At 51.0% G+C, this 17,152-nt stretch carries 18 protein-coding genes and 1 pseudogene; 5 read left to right on the forward strand and 14 right to left on the reverse strand.

Annotated features, from left to right (window positions below):
* Window positions 1-34 precede the first annotated feature (34 nt).
* Window positions 35-724, reverse strand: coding sequence for a phosphate response regulator transcription factor PhoB (gene phoB, locus ACJHYW_RS19370; RefSeq protein ID WP_000113933.1), 690 nt, complete (start codon window positions 722-724; stop codon window positions 35-37).
* 189 nt (window positions 725-913) lie between these two features.
* Here phoB and sbcD point away from each other — a divergent pair, with 189 nt between their 5' ends.
* From sbcD to araJ, 3 genes are all read left to right on the forward strand, one after another.
* Window positions 914-2,116 carry an exonuclease subunit SbcD gene (gene sbcD, locus ACJHYW_RS19375; protein WP_001221293.1) on the forward strand — a complete coding sequence of 401 codons (1,203 nt, stop codon included), beginning with the start codon at window positions 914-916 and terminating at the stop codon, window positions 2,114-2,116.
* Window positions 2,113-5,256: an exonuclease subunit SbcC gene (gene sbcC / locus ACJHYW_RS19380; protein WP_000698851.1), complete on the forward strand. Its 3,144-nt coding sequence runs from the start codon at window positions 2,113-2,115 to the stop codon at window positions 5,254-5,256. The genes sbcD and sbcC overlap by 4 nt, the downstream gene beginning before the upstream one ends.
* Before the next feature lie 125 nt (window positions 5,257-5,381).
* Entirely contained in the window at window positions 5,382-6,566 is a 1,185-nt protein-coding gene (gene araJ, locus ACJHYW_RS19385) for an MFS transporter AraJ (RefSeq protein WP_024179523.1), read from the forward strand.
* A 127-nt stretch (window positions 6,567-6,693) separates the two neighbouring features.
* On the opposite strand, the gene mak is transcribed toward araJ, so the two are convergent.
* Window positions 6,694-7,602, reverse strand: coding sequence for a fructokinase (gene mak, locus ACJHYW_RS19390; RefSeq protein WP_001219315.1), 909 nt, complete (start codon window positions 7,600-7,602; stop codon window positions 6,694-6,696).
* Between the two features lie 124 nt (window positions 7,603-7,726).
* On the opposite strand from mak, the gene rdgC reads away from it, so the two are divergent.
* A complete protein-coding gene (gene rdgC / locus ACJHYW_RS19395) occupies window positions 7,727-8,638 on the forward strand; it encodes a recombination-associated protein RdgC (RefSeq protein ID WP_061092860.1) in 912 nt (303 codons plus the stop codon).
* Window positions 8,639-8,715: 77 nt separating this feature from the next.
* Here the strand turns inward: rdgC and ACJHYW_RS19400 are convergent, their stop codons facing one another.
* From ACJHYW_RS19400 to ACJHYW_RS19430, 7 genes and pseudogenes are all read right to left on the reverse strand, one after another.
* Window positions 8,716-9,171: a hypothetical protein gene (locus tag ACJHYW_RS19400; RefSeq protein ID WP_061092858.1), complete on the reverse strand. Its 456-nt coding sequence runs from the start codon at window positions 9,169-9,171 to the stop codon at window positions 8,716-8,718.
* A pseudogene (locus tag ACJHYW_RS19405) lies at window positions 9,168-9,509 on the reverse strand (DUF2773 domain-containing protein); the annotation flags it as partial. The pseudogene ACJHYW_RS19405 and the gene ACJHYW_RS19400, both read right to left, overlap by 4 nt.
* A gap of 147 nt (window positions 9,510-9,656) precedes the next feature.
* Entirely contained in the window at window positions 9,657-9,941 is a 285-nt protein-coding gene (ppnP, locus tag ACJHYW_RS19410; RefSeq protein ID WP_000941942.1) for a pyrimidine/purine nucleoside phosphorylase, read from the reverse strand.
* Window positions 9,942-10,012: 71 nt separating this feature from the next.
* Entirely contained in the window at window positions 10,013-10,690 is a 678-nt protein-coding gene (locus ACJHYW_RS19415) for an AroM family protein (protein WP_001276417.1), read from the reverse strand.
* 257 nt (window positions 10,691-10,947) lie between these two features.
* Window positions 10,948-11,139, reverse strand: a complete 192-nt coding sequence (yaiA, locus tag ACJHYW_RS19420; RefSeq protein WP_001142439.1) for a protein YaiA — start codon at window positions 11,137-11,139, stop codon at window positions 10,948-10,950.
* Window positions 11,140-11,188: 49 nt separating this feature from the next.
* Window positions 11,189-11,713, reverse strand: coding sequence for a shikimate kinase AroL (gene aroL / locus ACJHYW_RS19425; protein WP_000193395.1), 525 nt, complete (start codon window positions 11,711-11,713; stop codon window positions 11,189-11,191).
* A gap of 182 nt (window positions 11,714-11,895) precedes the next feature.
* Complete coding sequence (locus ACJHYW_RS19430; protein ID WP_000158159.1) at window positions 11,896-12,354, reverse strand: YaiI/YqxD family protein; 459 nt, start codon at window positions 12,352-12,354, stop codon at window positions 11,896-11,898.
* 119 nt (window positions 12,355-12,473) lie between these two features.
* On the opposite strand from ACJHYW_RS19430, the gene proC reads away from it, so the two are divergent.
* Complete coding sequence (gene proC, locus ACJHYW_RS19435) at window positions 12,474-13,283, forward strand: pyrroline-5-carboxylate reductase (protein ID WP_001304841.1); 810 nt, start codon at window positions 12,474-12,476, stop codon at window positions 13,281-13,283.
* A 16-nt stretch (window positions 13,284-13,299) separates the two neighbouring features.
* On the opposite strand, the gene adrA is transcribed toward proC, so the two are convergent.
* The 5 genes from adrA to ACJHYW_RS19460 all read right to left on the reverse strand — a co-directional run bounded on the left by adrA (window position 13,300) and on the right by ACJHYW_RS19460 (window position 17,116).
* Window positions 13,300-14,415: a diguanylate cyclase AdrA gene (gene adrA / locus ACJHYW_RS19440; protein WP_000484038.1), complete on the reverse strand. Its 1,116-nt coding sequence runs from the start codon at window positions 14,413-14,415 to the stop codon at window positions 13,300-13,302.
* Window positions 14,416-14,516: 101 nt separating this feature from the next.
* Window positions 14,517-14,837, reverse strand: coding sequence for a phosphate starvation-inducible protein PsiF (gene psiF, locus ACJHYW_RS19445; RefSeq protein ID WP_001295332.1), 321 nt, complete (start codon window positions 14,835-14,837; stop codon window positions 14,517-14,519).
* A 118-nt stretch (window positions 14,838-14,955) separates the two neighbouring features.
* Window positions 14,956-16,371 carry an alkaline phosphatase gene (phoA, locus tag ACJHYW_RS19450; RefSeq protein ID WP_000814387.1) on the reverse strand — a complete coding sequence of 472 codons (1,416 nt, stop codon included), beginning with the start codon at window positions 16,369-16,371 and terminating at the stop codon, window positions 14,956-14,958.
* Between the two features lie 99 nt (window positions 16,372-16,470).
* The gene (iraP, locus tag ACJHYW_RS19455; protein WP_000792975.1) at window positions 16,471-16,731 is read right to left on the reverse strand and encodes an anti-adapter protein IraP; all 261 of its coding nucleotides are present in this window, start codon (window positions 16,729-16,731) and stop codon (window positions 16,471-16,473) included.
* Between the two features lie 181 nt (window positions 16,732-16,912).
* Window positions 16,913-17,116 (reverse strand): hypothetical protein, encoded by a 204-nt coding sequence (locus ACJHYW_RS19460; RefSeq protein WP_001317654.1) that lies wholly within the window; start codon window positions 17,114-17,116, stop codon window positions 16,913-16,915.
* Between the last annotated feature and the right edge of the window lie 36 nt (window positions 17,117-17,152).

Genomic DNA, 17,152 nt, shown 5'->3' on the forward strand with positions numbered 1-17,152 from the left:
CATAAGCCCTGCTCTGCGTCCGATGAGCAAGGCGTTAAAAGCGGGTTGAAAAACGATATCCTGTACCGCGCACGGTCTGCACCATGCGGTCATGCCCGCCGGGCTCCAGTGCTTTACGCAGGCGACGAATGTGGACATCGACTGTACGATCTTCCACATACACGTTGGTTCCCCAGACGTGGTTTAACAGCTGCTCGCGGCTGTACACGCGCTCAGGATGCGTCATAAAAAAGTGCAGCAGTTTAAATTCTGTCGGCCCCATCTCCAGCGGTTCTTCGCCCGCCATCACCCGGTGAGATGTCGGGTCGAGACTTAGCCCCTGCATCTCGATCACCTCTTCCACCGCCATTGGCGAAATACGGCGCATTACCGCTTTGATTCGCGCCACCAGCTCCTTCGGCGAAAACGGCTTGGTGATATAGTCATCCGCACCGGTTTCAAGGCCGCGCACGCGATCTTCTTCTTCCCCTCTGGCGGTCAACATCACCACTGGAATATCCCGGGTCATCGACTCGCGCTTGAGGTGTTTGATGAACTGGATACCGGAGCCGCCAGGTAACATCCAGTCAAGGAGAATTAAATCCGGCCAGGGTTCATTCAGTTGATTCACAGCACTGTCATAATCTTCCGCTTCGACCGGCTGAAAGCCATTTTGTTCGAGCACGAAGCAGACCATTTCGCGAATTGGTGCTTCATCTTCTACGACCAGAATACGTCTCGCCATGATTTGCCCTGTTGTAATAAATAGGTTGCGATCATTAATGCGACGTCATTATGCGTCAGATTTATGACAGATTTATGAAAAGCTCGTCGCACATATCTTCAGGTTATTGATTTCCGTGGCGCAGAAAAAAGCAAATGGCACATCTGTTTGGGTATAATCGCGCCCATGCTTTTTCGCCAGGGAACCGTTATGCGCATCCTTCACACCTCAGACTGGCATCTCGGCCAGAACTTCTACAGTAAGAGCCGCGAAGCCGAACATCAGGCTTTTCTTGACTGGCTGCTGGAGACAGCACAGATCCATCAGGTGGATGCGATTATTGTTGCCGGTGATGTTTTCGATACCGGCTCGCCGCCCAGTTACGCCCGCACGTTATACAACCGTTTTGTTGTCAATTTACAGCAAACTGGCTGTCATCTGGTGGTACTGGCAGGAAACCATGACTCGGTCGCCACGCTGAATGAATCGCGCGATATCATGGCGTTCCTCAATACTACCGTGGTCGCCAGCGCCGGACATGCGCCGCAAATCTTGCCTCGTCGCGACGGGACGCCAGGCGCAGTGCTGTGTCCCATACCTTTTTTACGCCCGCGTGACATTATTACCAGCCAGGCGGGGCTTAACGGTATTGAAAAACAGCAGCATTTGCTGGCGGCTATTACTGATTATTATCAACAACATTATGCCGATGCCTGCAAACTGCGCGGCGATCAGCCTCTGCCCATCATCGCCACGGGACATTTAACGACCGTGGGTGCCAGTAAAAGTGACGCCGTGCGTGACATTTATATTGGCACGCTGGACGCGTTTCCGGCACAAAACTTTCCACCAGCCGACTACATCGCGCTCGGGCATATTCACCGCGCGCAGATTATTGGCGGCATGGAACATGTTCGCTATTGCGGTTCCCCCATACCACTGAGTTTTGATGAATGCGGTAAGAGTAAATATGTCCATCTGGTGACATTTTCAAACGGCAAATTAGAGAACGTGGAAAACCTGAACGTACCGGTAACGCAACCCATGGCGGTGCTGAAAGGCGATCTGGCGTCGATTACCGCACAGCTGGAACAGTGGCGCGATGTATCACAGGAGCCGCCTGTCTGGCTGGATATCGAAATCACTACTGATGAGTATCTGCATGATATTCAGCGCAAAATCCAGGCATTAACCGAATCATTGCCTGTCGAAGTATTGCTGGTACGCCGGAGTCGTGAACAGCGCGAGCGTGTGTTAGCCAGCCAACAGCGTGAAACCCTCAGCGAACTCAGCGTCGAAGAGGTGTTCAATCGCCGTCTGGCACTGGAAGAACTGGATGAATCACAGCAGCAACGTCTGCAGCATCTTTTCGCCACGACATTGCATAGCCTCGCCGGAGAACACGAAGCATGAAAATTCTCAGCCTGCGCCTGAAAAACCTGAACTCATTAAAAGGCGAATGGAAGATTGATTTCACCCGCGAGCCGTTCGCCAGCAACGGGCTGTTTGCTATTACCGGCCCAACCGGTGCGGGGAAAACCACCCTGCTGGACGCCATTTGTCTGGCGCTGTATCACGAAACCCCGCGCCTCTCTAACGTTTCACAATCGCAAAATGATCTCATGACTCGCGATACCGCCGAATGTCTGGCGGAAGTGGAGTTTGAAGTCAAAGGTGAAGCGTATCGCGCGTTCTGGAGCCAGAATCGGGCGCGTAACCAGCCGGACGGTAATTTGCAGGTGCCACGCGTAGAGCTGGCGCGCTGCGCAGACGGCAAAATTCTCGCCGACAAAGTGAAAGATAAGCTGGAACTGACGGCGACGTTAACCGGACTGGATTACGGGCGCTTCACCCGTTCGATGCTGCTTTCGCAGGGGCAATTTGCTGCCTTCCTGAATGCCAAACCCAAAGAACGCGCGGAATTGCTCGAGGAGTTAACCGGCACTGAAATCTACGGGAAAATCTCTGCGATGGTTTTTGAGCAGCACAAATCGGCCCGCACAGAGCTGGAGAAGCTGCAAGCGCAGGCCAGCGGCGTCGCGTTGCTCACGCCAGAACAAGTGCAATCGCTGACAGCGAGTTTGCAGGTACTTACTGACGAAGAAAAACAGTTACTTACCGCGCAGCAGCAAGAACAACAATCACTAAACTGGTTAACGCGTCTGGACGAATTGCAGCAAGAAGCCAGCCGCCGTCAACAGGCCTTGCAACAGGCATTAGCCGAAGAAGAAAAAGCGCAACCTCAACTTGCGGCGCTCAGTCTGGCACAACCGGCACGAAATCTTCGTCCGCACTGGGAACGCATCGCAGAACACAGCACGGCGCTGGCGCATACTCGCCAGCAGATTGAAGAAGTAAATACTCGCTTACAGAGCACAATGGCGCTTCGTGCGAACATTCGTCACCACGCGGCGAAGCAGTCTGCAGAATTACAGCAGCAGCAACAAAGCCTGAATGCCTGGTTACAGGAACACGACCGTTTCCGTCAGTGGAACAACGAACTGGCGGGTTGGCGTGCGCAGTTCTCCCAACAAACCAGCGATCGCGAGCATCTGCGGCAATGGCAGCAACAGTTAACCCATGCTGAGCAAAAACTTAATGCGCTTGCGGCGATCACGTTGACGTTAACCGCCGATGAAGTTGCTAGCGCCCAGGCGCAACATGCTGATCAACGCCCACTGCGTCAGCGCCTGGTCGCGCTGCATGGACAGATTGTTCCCCAACAAAAACGTCTGGCGCAGTTACAGGTCGCTATCCAGAATGTCACTCTGGAACAGACGCAACGTAACGCCGCACTTAACGAAATGCGCCAGCGTTATAAAGAAAAGATGCAGCAACTTGCCGATGTCAAAACCATTTGCGAGCAGGAAGCACGCATCAAAACGCTGGAAGCCCAGCGCGCGCAGTTACAGGCGGGTCAGCCTTGTCCACTTTGTGGTTCCACCAGCCACCCGGCGGTCGAGGCGTATCAGGCGCTGGAGCCTGGCGTTAATCAGTCTCGATTACTGGCGCTGGAAAACGAAGTTAAAAAGCTCGGTGAAGAAGGTGCGACGCTACGTGGGCAACTGGACGCCTTAACAAAGCAACTTCAGCGTGATGAAAACGAAGCGCAAAGCCTCCGACAAGATGAGCAAGCACTTACTCAACAATGGCAAGCCGTCATGGCCAGCCTCAATATCACCTTGCAGCCACAGGACGATATTCAACCGTGGCTGGATGCACAAGATGAGCACGAACGCCAGCTGCGGTTACTCAGCCAACGGCATGAATTACAAGGGCAGATTGCCGCGCATAATCAGCAAATTATCCAGTATCAACAGCAAATTGAACAACGCCAGCAGCAGCTCTTAACGGCATTGGCGGGTTATGCACTGACATTGCCACAGGAAGATGAAGAAGAGAGCTGGTTGGCGGCGCGTCAGCAAGAAGCGCAGCGCTGGCAGCAACGCCAGAACGAATTAACCGCGCTGCAAAACCGTATTCAGCAACTGACGCCGATTCTGGAAACGTTGCCGCAAAGTGATGAACTCCCGCACAGCGAAGAAACTGTGGTGCTGGAAAACTGGCGGCAGGTTCATGAACAATGTCTCGCATTACACAGCCAGCAGCAGACGTTACAGCAACAGGACATTCTGGCGGCGCAAAGTCTGCAAAAAGCCCAGGCGCAGTTTGACACCGCGCTACAGGCCAGCGTCTTTGACGATCAGCAGGCGTTCCTTGCGGCGCTAATGGATGAACAAACACTAACGCAACTGGAACAGCTCAAGCAGAATCTGGAAAACCAGCGCCGTCAGGCGCAAACGCTGGTCACTCAGACAGCAGAAGCGCTGGCACAGCATCAGCAACACCGACCTGACGGCCTGGATCTCAGTGTGACGGTGGAGCAGATTCAGCAAGAGTTAGCGCAAACTCAGCAAAAGTTGCGTGAAAATACCACCAGTCAGGGCGAGATTCGCCAGCAGCTGAAGCAGGATGCAGACAACCGTCAGCAACAACAAACCTTAATGCAGCAAATTGCTCAAATGACGCAGCAGGTTGAGGACTGGGGATATCTGAATTCGCTAATAGGTTCCAAAGAGGGCGATAAATTCCGCAAGTTTGCCCAGGGGCTGACGCTGGATAATTTAGTCCATCTCGCTAATCAGCAACTTACCCGGCTGCACGGGCGCTATCTGTTACAGCGCAAAGCCAGCGAGGCGCTGGAAGTCGAGGTTGTTGATACCTGGCAGGCAGATGCGGTACGCGATACCCGTACCCTTTCCGGCGGCGAAAGTTTCCTCGTCAGTCTGGCGCTGGCACTGGCGCTTTCAGATCTGGTCAGCCATAAAACGCGTATTGACTCGCTGTTCCTTGATGAAGGTTTTGGCACACTGGATAGCGAAACGCTGGATACCGCCCTTGATGCGCTGGATGCCCTGAATGCCAGTGGCAAAACCATCGGTGTGATTAGCCACGTTGAAGCGATGAAAGAGCGTATTCCGGTGCAGATCAAAGTGAAGAAGATCAACGGACTGGGCTACAGCAAACTGGAAAGTGCGTTTGCAGTGAAATAACTATTCAGCAGGATAATGAATACAGAGGGGCGAATTATCTCTTGGCCTCGCTGGTCGTTATCCTGCAAGCTATCACTTTATTGGCTACGGTGATTAGTAGCCGTTCTGGTGGTTGTGATGGTGGTATGAAAAAAGTCATTTTATCTTTGGCTCTGGGCACGTTTGGTTTGGGAATGGCCGAATTTGGCATTATGGGCGTGCTCACGGAGCTGGCGCATAACGTAGGAATTTCGATTCCTGCCGCCGGGCATATGATCTCGTATTATGCGCTGGGGGTGGTGGTCGGTGCGCCAATCATCGCACTCTTTTCCAGCCGCTACTCACTCAAACATATCTTGTTGTTTCTGGTGGCGTTGTGCGTCATTGGTAACGCCATGTTCACGCTCTCTTCGTCTTACCTGATGCTCGCCATTGGTCGGCTGGTTTCCGGCTTTCCGCATGGTGCATTTTTTGGCGTCGGCGCGATCGTGTTATCAAAAATTATCAAACCCGGCAAAGTCACCGCCGCCGTGGCAGGGATGGTTTCCGGGATGACAGTCGCCAATTTGCTGGGCATTCCACTGGGAACGTATTTAAGTCAGGAATTTAGCTGGCGCTACACCTTTTTGTTGATCGCTGTTTTTAATATTGCGGTGATGGCATCGGTCTATTTTTGGGTGCCGGATATTCGCGACGAGGCGAAAGGAAAACTACGCGAACAATTTCACTTTTTACGCAGCCCTGCCCCGTGGTTAATTTTCGCCGCTACGATGTTTGGCAACGCAGGTGTGTTTGCCTGGTTCAGCTACGTAAAGCCATACATGATGTTTATTTCCGGTTTTTCGGAAACGGCGATGACCTTTATTATGATGTTAGTGGGGCTAGGGATGGTGCTGGGGAATGTGCTAAGTGGCCGGATTTCAGGACGTTATTCACCACTGCGCATTGCAGCAGTGACTGACTTTATCATTGTACTGGCACTGCTGATGCTTTTTTTCTGCGGCGGCATGAAAATAACGTCGCTTATTTTTGCTTTTATTTGTTGCGCGGGATTATTTGCCCTTTCAGCACCTCTGCAAATATTGTTACTGCAAAACGCCAAAGGCGGAGAGTTATTAGGTGCCGCAGGTGGGCAAATAGCGTTTAACCTCGGTAGCGCCGTCGGCGCATATTGCGGTGGTATGATGCTGACGCTGGGGCTGGCATATAATTACGTGGCGCTGCCTGCCGCCCTGCTTTCGTTTGCTGCGATGTCGTCGTTGCTGCTGTATGGTCGCTATAAGCGCCAGCAAGCGGCGGATAGTCCGGTGCTGGCGAAACCAGTGGGGTAGATTGCAGTCACGTTGCGCGTTGCTTATTGCCGGATGCGGCATGAACGCGTTATCGGCCTGCGGTTCCGGCACATTTTGCAGGCCTGATAAGACGCGGCAAGCATGATGCGCCAATTGCCTGGGTTTTTTACTCTTGTGGCCATAACCACGCAGCGCCGCGTACGCCGCTGGAATCACCGTGCTTCGCCTTACGCACCGGCGTTTCACATTCGCCGCCGAAGACAAATTGTTTAATCAACTGCGGAACCGTTTGATATAAACGGTCTACATTGCTCATCCCGCCCCCCAGGACAATCACATCCGGATCGAGAATATTCACGACATGTGCCAGCGATTTTGCCAGCCGCAGCTCGTAGCGACGCAATGCCAGTTCCGCTACCGGATCGCTTTCTTCAACCAGGCGGATAATTTCACTGCCTTTCAGCGCATGTCCGCTCAAACGACGATAATCCGTCGCGAATCCCGTGCCCGAAATAAAGGTTTCAATACAACCTTGTTTACCGCAATAACAAGGGACTTCCTCGCGATAACGCAGTTCGTCTTCGTCCATCCACGGTAGCGGATTGTGTCCCCACTCACCTGCCGTGCCATTGCCGCCGATATGCGCCCGCCCATTGAATGCCACGCCCGCGCCGCATCCCGTGCCGATAATCACGGCAAATACCGTCTGCGCTCCCGCTGCCGCGCCATCTACTGCTTCTGAAACCGCCAGACAGTTGGCGTCATTTGCCAGCCGCACTTCCCGCTGCAACCTCGCGCTTAAGTCTTTATCGAATGGCTGACCGTTGAGCCAGGTTGAATTGGCATTCTTCACCACGCCGGTGTAAGGCGAAATTGAGCCAGGAATGCCCATACCTACCGTTCCGCGCTGCCCTGTCGCCTGCTCCGCCATATCAACCAACGTGGCGATCGTTTCAATAGTCTGCCGGTAATCATCACGCGGCGTGGGCAGACGATGGCGGTACAACTGCTCCCCTGCATCGCCCAGTGCAATCACTTCAGTTTTGGTGCCGCCTAAATCGATACCTATACGCACGGTACTCTCCTTATTTTTTTCAATATCAATAGCGTAGAGACGGACAACCGGATTGGCAATGCAAGGCCGCCGACAATTCGTTATCATGCCCGCTAAATTTAACGACAAGGCCGTGGAAATTATCATGCTGTGGTTCAAAAATTTAATGGTTTACCGTCTTAGCCGCGAGATTTTGCTGCGTGCAGAAGAGATGGAAAAACAGCTAGCCTCGATGGCATTTACCCCATGCGGCAGCCAGGACATGGCGAAGATGGGCTGGGTTCCTCCGATGGGATCGCACAGCGATGCGTTAACGCACGTTGCCAATGGTCAAATTGTTATCTGCGCGCGCAAAGAAGAAAAAATCCTCCCGTCTCCGGTGATTAAACAGGCGCTGGAAGCGAAAATCGCCAAACTGGAAGCGGAACAGGCGCGTAAGCTGAAGAAAACCGAAAAAGATTCGCTGAAAGACGAAGTGCTGCACTCTCTGCTACCGCGTGCTTTCAGCCGTTTTAGCCAGACAATGATGTGGATCGACACGGTTAACGGTTTGATTATGGTGGACTGCGCCAGCGCCAAAAAAGCGGAAGATACGCTGGCACTGTTGCGTAAAAGCCTGGGGTCGTTACCGGTTGTACCATTGAGCATGGAAAACCCGATTGAACTGACGCTGACCGAATGGGTACGTTCCGGCAGCACGGCACAGGGTTTCCAGCTGCTTGATGAAGCCGAGCTGAAATCGTTGCTGGAAGATGGCGGCGTGATCCGCGCGAAGAAACAAGATCTGACCAGCGAAGAGATCACCAACCACATTGAAGCCGGAAAAGTGGTGACTAAACTGGCGCTTGACTGGCAGCAGCGCATTCAGTTTGTGATGTGCGACGATGGTTCGCTCAAGCGTCTGAAGTTTTGCGACGAGCTGCGCGATCAAAACGAAGATATCGACCGTGAAGATTTCGCCCAGCGCTTTGATGCCGATTTCATCCTGATGACTGGTGAACTGGCAGCGTTAATTCAAAACCTGATTGAAGGATTAGGTGGCGAAGCACAACGTTAATTGCTGATTTGCCTTTAATGCCGGATGCGACGCCTGCGGCGTCTTATCCGGCGTACGAATCCACACCAGGCATATAATCATTCGCTACGGCGGGCAATAATTTTTAGCGCAGCAATATTATGCGTCTTACGCCGTAACTGATCTAATCGTCTCATCCCTATTCGCCTGTCAGCAGCACGCAGAATATTCACTAACCCCCATTTATCGCTGGTAAATTGTTTTGTTAACAGCTCCGCTTTTGGGGTATCAATATATTCACGCAATAAATCTGAAATTGAACAAATATCCGTCAGGTATGGATACCAGCAAGTTTCACCGTGAAAATTACGCACTCCACCGTTACCTGCAATAAAGTCTTTCGGGTAATCCCAGACCACGTTTTTATCCAACGTGATCCAATAACGAGGTAAATCGGTGCTTCCACCATTTTGGCTGCGCATGGGATAACGGGTACAGTGAATTTGCAGGTTGATCGTTGGCGTCAGTATGTCATAGATCTCCCGTTGTAACTTGCTCCATGGGCGTTGTGTCATTGTTTTTCCTCAAGCCGGTGACGCGCTTCACTGCGAATTTTCCGCGTTGCCCCGGTTTTCACTAAATCACGTAACAGCGAAAGATCGGGTTGATCGACAAATAAGAGTAATGATGGATCCTCTTTTAATCACATCGTTTTCACATCGGCAGCCAACTGTGGATTATTAATAACCAACGCCCGATCCTGAGGCTCAGTCAATGTCGTTAACAAAGACGCCGGGGTATGTGCGTTGCGCAATGCCGTTTGGCGCAAATGATCATTGCGACTTTGCAGCAATGCACGCCACCATTCATCATCTGATTTATCTTTTATCGTCGCCAGTTCCGCAACAATATCTGGAGATCTTCGCTGATATTTATATCAACCTTGATGAATTATGAATATATCGGAAATCGAAAAAATCCTAGCAAAGGAAATATTATTATGGGTTAAAGAGAGGACATTTCAGAAAAATGCCCTCCCGTTCAAGGGGAAGGCGAGAAATTACAGATAGCGGCACAGATAAGAGGTGGGTTCGGCAACTTGCAGATGAAACTCGCTGTGACCGGGAACATTAAACACCGAACCGGCTTCATACACTTGCCAGTCGGTCGCGTCAGGCAGTAACACATTCAGCGCGCCACTGATTACCGTCATCTCTTCAGGCTCAGCGGTGCTGAAGGTGTATTCGCCTTCAACCATAACACCCACGCTGGCGCGACCAGTGCTGCTGCTGGAAAAGCCGATCGATTTCACTTTGCCGGAAAAGTACTCATTACTTTGAAGCATAAACTGGCCCTGTCTGGTAGTTGAACATCTACTTCACTATAGGGGCCAGAGGCGCTGGCTGTCACGCAAAATTACACCAGTAATTCCGCAGCCAGCCGTGCAATCAATACGTTAGAGAGCAAGACAGGAACATCGAGCTGTTTTTGCAGTAAATCGCGATGACGCTGGTTAAATCCCAAACAATCCAGCATGATGACATCTGCACCTTTTGCCAGTAATTCTTTCCCGGCATCAATGATTTTTTGTTCCGAATCATGAATGGGGTTACCCAATGAAAATACTGGCGGTTTCTGCAAAATTTGCCATTTTTGCGCCTGAACGGTCAGCAACTCCTCAACCGGTACGATAACCCCCACCTGATGATCTTCAACAATAGAGGAAACCAGCGGAGGCAATATTCGCGACGGCTCAAGAAAGATCGTATTACGCGCAGTCATACTACTAATGTTTGCTGTACTCATTAATAAAATGACGTCATAACCCTGATTATCGAGCACTTCAACCACACCTTGCAGGTCTCGTTCCACTTTGCGACGCGAAACATGGGCCAGCTGGTTGTCATTTAATAATGTGAGAATTGTGTCTTCACCTGCTTCTGGCGCGTACTCCGCCATCACTTCTTCGCGGCTTAACTTCCCCAGCAGGCTATGATGGGAAATATTATCTTCGTCAATGTATTCTGTCAGGAGCGGCAAAACTTCCTGCATAGGTACAATGCCGATGGTCAGGATCGCCAACGACGCACTCATTGTTCTTCCACCTTACTTTTATTTCGTCGTTAATTACCGGGCAAGCGCTAAGCACCACTGCTGACACTTACCTGTGCTACAAATGACAAAAAGCGTAGCAGCAGACCTGCACGGCATAATGTAAAGATTCCAAATGATTCCAGTAATGGATTGTTATTGTTTAATATTCTAATTATTTGAAAAACATGAATTGTGAAAAATGTGACGCAGATCCCTTGTGGTGGCACTCAGAATCCCTTCCGAGCAGTCTGATGCGGTCACTCTTTGTCAGGGTCCTCATAGCGTTTTTTCGCATCCATCGCTTCCTGAGCGGTCGGATGTTCACTGATCAACGAGTCTGGTTTAGGATGATCGGCTCTGAGTTGGTACCAGGTTACCGTCTGTCCTGGTTTTCCTTTTTCAATCGTCACTATATATGCTTCACGAGGATAAGGCGGTTTCGTTGGCATCGTTCTTCCTTATTTCACGGGATGAACGTTAAGTATAGGCGCTCGAAAATCAACAATTGATCGTCTGTGCCAGGGCACTGCGAATTTCAGAAATCACCTGGCTGGGTTCGTTTGTTGCGTCGATAATAATATGCGCAACTTCGCGATATAGCACATCGCGTTCTTCCAGCACTTCCTGAACTTCTTCGCTCAGCGGTTTTCCCGTTAAGGTTGGCCGTAAATCTTCTTCCGGTGCAGCTTGCAGTCGGTTAACCAGGACTGATACTGGCGCACACAAATAAACCACGATCCCGTTATTTTGCATGAAGTGACGATTAAATTCCGTCAGAATAATGCCGCCGCCTGTAGCGATAACGGTGGATGGCGCAGTTACCGCTTCCAGCGCCGCCGTTTCTCTGGCACGGAATCCCGCCCACTCTTCCCTTTCGACGATCTCCGCGACCGTCATATTGAGCTGTGATTGCAACCACTGATCGGTATCAACAAACCGACGGTTAAGCGAATCGGCAAGGGCCATTCCGACCGTTGTTTTACCACAGCCCCGAGGCCCGATCAGAAAAAGAGGTTGTGTCATCGTGGGTTTTCCCCAATAGGTCGCAATGCGGCGAAAGCCGGTGTCATGAGAATAGCGATCATACCATCAAACTAGTACAATTTCGATTGTAAAGAAAAAATTCCACTTAAGGTGGAAATCTCAATACATCCCTTACTATACCAATAAATATTCAAGAATGAAGTGTAAATAATAAATTACATTTAGCCACGACTACGTTGCACTTCCAGCCACCACTTCTCCAGCTCCGCGGCAAAGGCCTGGCGGTCACGTTGTGAAAGGCTATCTGGTCCCCCGGTCTGGATCCCACTGGCACGTAAGGTATCCATAAAATCGCGCATCGTCAGGCGCTCACGAATGGTCGCTGGCGTATAACGTTCGCCGCGAGGATTAAGCGCCGCCGCGCCTTTCTCGATGGCTTCAGCAGCCAAAGGTATATCTGCGGTGATCACCAAATCGCCCGCTTCACACTGCCGGACAATTTCGTTATCGGCAACGTCGAAACCTGCCGCGACGCGCAGCGTACGAATAAATCGCGATGGCGGCACGCGTAAACTCTGGTTTGCTACCAGTACCAGCGGCATCTGCATACGTTCCGCCGCGCGATACAAAATCTCTTTAATTACATTGGGACACGCGTCGGCATCCACCCAAATTGTCATAAAGTCATCCTTTGTTGGGTAATCCTCTATTGTGTCGCGCTTTTGCCTTCCGGCATAGTTCTGTTTATGCTTCTGCCAGCGATTATCAAAACAATGAATTTCACGGCAGGAGTGAGGCAATGGAAAAGAAAATCGGTTTTATTGGCTGCGGCAATATGGGAAAAGCCATTCTCGGCGGTCTGATTGCCAGCGGTCAGGTGCTTCCAGGGCAAATCTGGGTATATACCCCCTCCCCGGATAAAGTCGCCGCCCTGCATGACCAGTTCGGCATCAACGCCGCAGAATCGGCGCAAGAAGTAGCGCAAATCGCCGACATCATTTTTGCCGCCGTTAAACCTGGCATCATGATTAAAGTGCTTAGCGAAATCACCTCCAGCCTGAATAAAGACTCTCTGGTCGTTTCTATTGCTGCAGGTATCACACTCGACCAGCTTGCCCGCGCGCTGGGCCATGACCGGAAAATTATCCGCGCCATGCCGAACACTCCCGCGCTGGTTAATGCCGGGATGACCTCCGTAACGCCAAACGCGCTGGTAACCCCAGAAGATACCGCTGATGTGCTGAATATTTTCCGCTGCTTTGGCGAAGCGGAAGTAATTGCCGAGCCGATGATCCACCCGGTGGTCGGTGTGAGCGGTTCTTCGCCAGCCTACGTCTTTATGTTTATCGAAGCGATGGCCGACGCCGCCGTGCTGGGCGGGATGCCACGCGCCCAGGCGTATAAATTTGCCGCTCAGGCGGTAATGGGTTCCGCAAAAATGGTGCTGGAAACGGGAGAACATCCAGGGGCACTGAAAGATATGGTCTGCTCACCGGGAGGCACCACCATTGAGGCGGTACGCGTACTGGAAGAGAAAGGCTTCCGTGCCGCAGTGATCGAAGCGATGACGAAGTGTATGGAAAAATCAGAAAAACTCAGTAAATCCTGATGACTTTTGCCGGACGTCAGGCCGCCACTTCGGTGCGGTTACGTCCGGCTTTCTTTGCTTTGTAAAGCGCCAAATCTGCCGATTTCAACCACTCACGATAGTGACTCATTTGTGGGTTCAGCGGCGCAACCCCAACACTAATCCGTAAAGTTACCTGTGGCGTATTCGGCAGACGTAATGTATTTAGCCCTTCATGCACTCGTAACATGGCGGTAATGGCGCTCTCAGCTGGCGTACCGGACATGATTACCGCAAACTCATCGCCGCCAAACCGACCAATCACATCGCTACCGCGCAGGGTTATTTGTAACTGTCGGGTAAGCGCCACAATCGCTTCATCGCCCACATCATGGCCCCAGGTATCGTTGATGCTCTTGAAATGGTCGATATCGATAATCAGTAATGTCGCATCGCGGTTATGCCGCCGACAGTTATCAAATTCATTGCGTAACATAGTTTCCCAATGACGTCGGTTATACACGCCCGTCATACCGTCGCGGGTACTCATGACCTGCAACCTGCGTTTATGTTCCGCCAGTTTAGTCGCCGTCTGGTAGCTGACCCAGCCAAACAGCAGAGGATAAATGACGATAATGGGAAGGGAGAGCCACCATTCCAGCGGCGCACTATTGAACGACACGGTGATGCCCGTCAGTTCGAGGGTGACAAGGCAGGAAACCACCATCAACAATAGACCCGCGACAAACAGACGGGGGCCGCCTGCCCCCATCAAATTCAGACACATAATCATCAACATCGCGGTGGAAGGCAGCACGTTTACGCCCATTACGCCTACCCACATTCCCGCTAATACTGCATCGGTTTTTAAGTTGTAAATTTCCCGGCTAAGCGGATCGACGGCCCTGCTCGCTATCTGCCAGGCTAAATGCGGCCAGACGAACGCCCAGCCGACCAACACCAGCCACCACCAGCCCGGCGGCGGGTGCGAAACCAGCGTTGAAGCAATCGGTAAGAACATGCCAGCCAGGCCAACCGCGCGGGGTAGTCTGACGCGACGGGCGAAGCGCAGCCCGGATCGCTGATGTTCGTTTTGAGGAGTTAAAGGAGGTTCCTCCCCATGCGCCGCCGCTTTTTTGAAAAAGTTTTCATCATTCATTATTTTTGGGAACATTCAGAAACAATTTTCCCAAATTATAGAGACGGGGCTAAAGGCAGAAGTATGAAATTTCGGGTGAGCCATTTTCGTAGCTCACCCGTTAGCACTATCAGGTATCAGGCGGCTTTCTTGAGGCAGGCGCTCATAAACTTATTACGATCATCCCCTTTCAGAGATTGTTGCGTTGCTTGATTATTACATTCGCGCATCTTTTGCTGCTGTGGCGTCAAACTTTTTTCACCAGGCGCAGACTTGCTGTTCTTCAGGCAATCACTCATGTAGGTCTTACGAGCATCCCCTTTCAACGCCTGCGCCGTCGCCTGCTGATTACAGGAGGTCATACGCTGTTGTTGCGGGGTTAAGGTTCTCTCGGCAGCGCCGACGGTGGTTAAAAAAACCAGTCCGAAAAGCAAGGTAACCAGTAATGTTATTTTCATAGCACCATCCCTCTTCATGTTTTAACCATGAGCGTTTGCGCCCGTGATCTGCCATTAAGTCTGGTTGCTAACAGCAAAAAAACCACCCGACAGCGAAAATTCACCGCCGGGCGCGGTTTTATTTCAGCCCCAGGGCGGCTTTCATGGTGTAGAAGAGATCGGTCTGGTCGGTCAGTCCAACGACATTGGCGGCATGTGGGCCATACGCTGCAATACGCAACTGACTGCCGGTATGTTCTTGTGAATCCTCTTCGGAGTTCCCGTAACTCATCACCATCACTGCGCCATCTTTGGTATTTAGCGCCTGGGTGAGGCCCGGCGCTTTGGTGTCCGGCGCGACAATCTGGCTGGCGTGGGCGTGATCAGCGGTGACTATGACCAGCGTGTTGCCATCCTTTTTAGCGAATTCCAGCGCACGTTGTACGGCTTCATCGAGATCGACCGTCTCGCCAATTTGCCCACAAGGATTCGCAGCGTGATCCTGTTTATCGATTGATGCACCTTCAACTTGCAGGAAAAAGCCTTTCTCATTTTTACTCAACAATTCAATGGCTTTGTCGGTCATCTGCGCCAGGGTCGGTACGCTGTCATTACGTTGCGGATTAGGTGTACAGGTGACTGCGGACTTATCTATATTACCGTGGTACGTTGCTTTCGGTCCTTGCCAGCGCACTGGCATATTGCCGTCAGCAAACAGTCCTAATAGGGGTTTTTGCTGATTCGCTTCCGTCACCGCATTTAGCGAGGCAGCATCGCTCACCAACTGATAACCACGCGCCAGTGCCTGTTCACGCAGCGTTTTTCCCTGCCATTCACCGGCGGTTGCCGTTTCAGCAAAGGTTTTTGCACCGCCGCCAAGCGTAACATCGGCACGGGCGTTAAGCAGCTGTTCGGTAATCGATCCTTTTCCGCCTTTTTCCAGAGCGTTACCCGGACATTTTTCACTGGTCGCACTCGGACCGTAGCATTTGCGCGAGGTCACATGCGCCACCAGCGCAGCGGGCGTGGCATCCTGCAACTCTGCGGTAGAAACGTTACCGGTCGCCAGACCTGCGGCTTTTGCCATTTCCAGAATCGTTGGGTGATCTTTTTCGTGAATATCGACGCCCAGCGCGCCGTTATAGGTTTTGACACCAGTTGACCAGGCGGTTGCTGATGCAGCCGAGTCGGTGACGTAGTCCGGTTTGCCGGTTTTTTTATTCAGCGCATAGTGTGTGTATTGTCCGGTAAGCGGTAAGGCATCGATACCTTTAAAAAAGCCGCCCGCACCTTCGGCATAATTGCGTGCGGCAGTAATTTCCGAGTCCCCCATCCCATCGCCAATCAGCAAAATAATATTTTTTGCAGGTTTATCGCTAAGAGAATCACGCAGAGCGGCGGTCTGATCACCCGTTAAGCGGCGAGCACCGCCGGGCGCAGTAATATCGCCCTGAGCAGCCCGGTTTTCCAGAACAGGCATTTCTGGTGTCCGGGCTTTTGTCACAGGGGAAAACAGTAACGGTAAGAGTGCCAGTGCAATAGTGCTTTGTTTCACTTTATTTTCTCCATGTACAAATACATTAAAAATAAAAACAAAGCGACTATAAGTCTCGGCCGTGACAGCTTTATGACAGCTGTTGAAAAGATTAACTTTTTACTGACGAGGATGCTTCAATAACTTCTTTACATAATTGCGCAGCAGCTCCGTATCGTCGTCAGGAATGCTGGCATCGGGCTTTACCTCGTACAGCGCCCCCTCTACCTGATCAATCAACCTCTGTTGGTCATTTTGCGCCATATTGCGAAGCATTGCCGTGACGATAATCTCCAAAGCTTCTACCTGCGCACACAGTTCTTTCGACTCTTCTTCTTTTTGGGCAAGCTTAAATAACAACTCAGCAATGAGATTTTTCATGTCTGTATTTCCTTATCCAAAGTATGGAGAAGTTAACATTATGTTTCACAACTTCATAGTGTCTGGAAGTATTATTTTTATGACAAAGGAAATACTTTGCGCAAATATTTTTTGTTTGATTACCAGCGAAACGTTTCTCTTATTTTAATAATTACCCACACAAAATATAGGCTTTTAATTATCAACCTTTATTATAAATAAAAGTTATGAAATATATTCTCTTCGTTAACTTATAATTAAGAGAAAAAAACTCACTGCATGGCCATACAAGCCAGGAATAAATTAGCTTCCCGTTCATCATTTTTGTGATCTTGCGCACATCATTGAGATAACGCACTTTCTTCACCAGTACGTTGCACGCTTTGTCAGCAGAAGATTGCAACATTCTGTCAGAAGGCCGCGAATCCCCCGTTTTGTCGTG

Source organism: Escherichia sp. WS3063 (assembly GCF_046486595.1).
GTDB lineage: Bacteria > Pseudomonadota > Gammaproteobacteria > Enterobacterales > Enterobacteriaceae > Escherichia > Escherichia coli.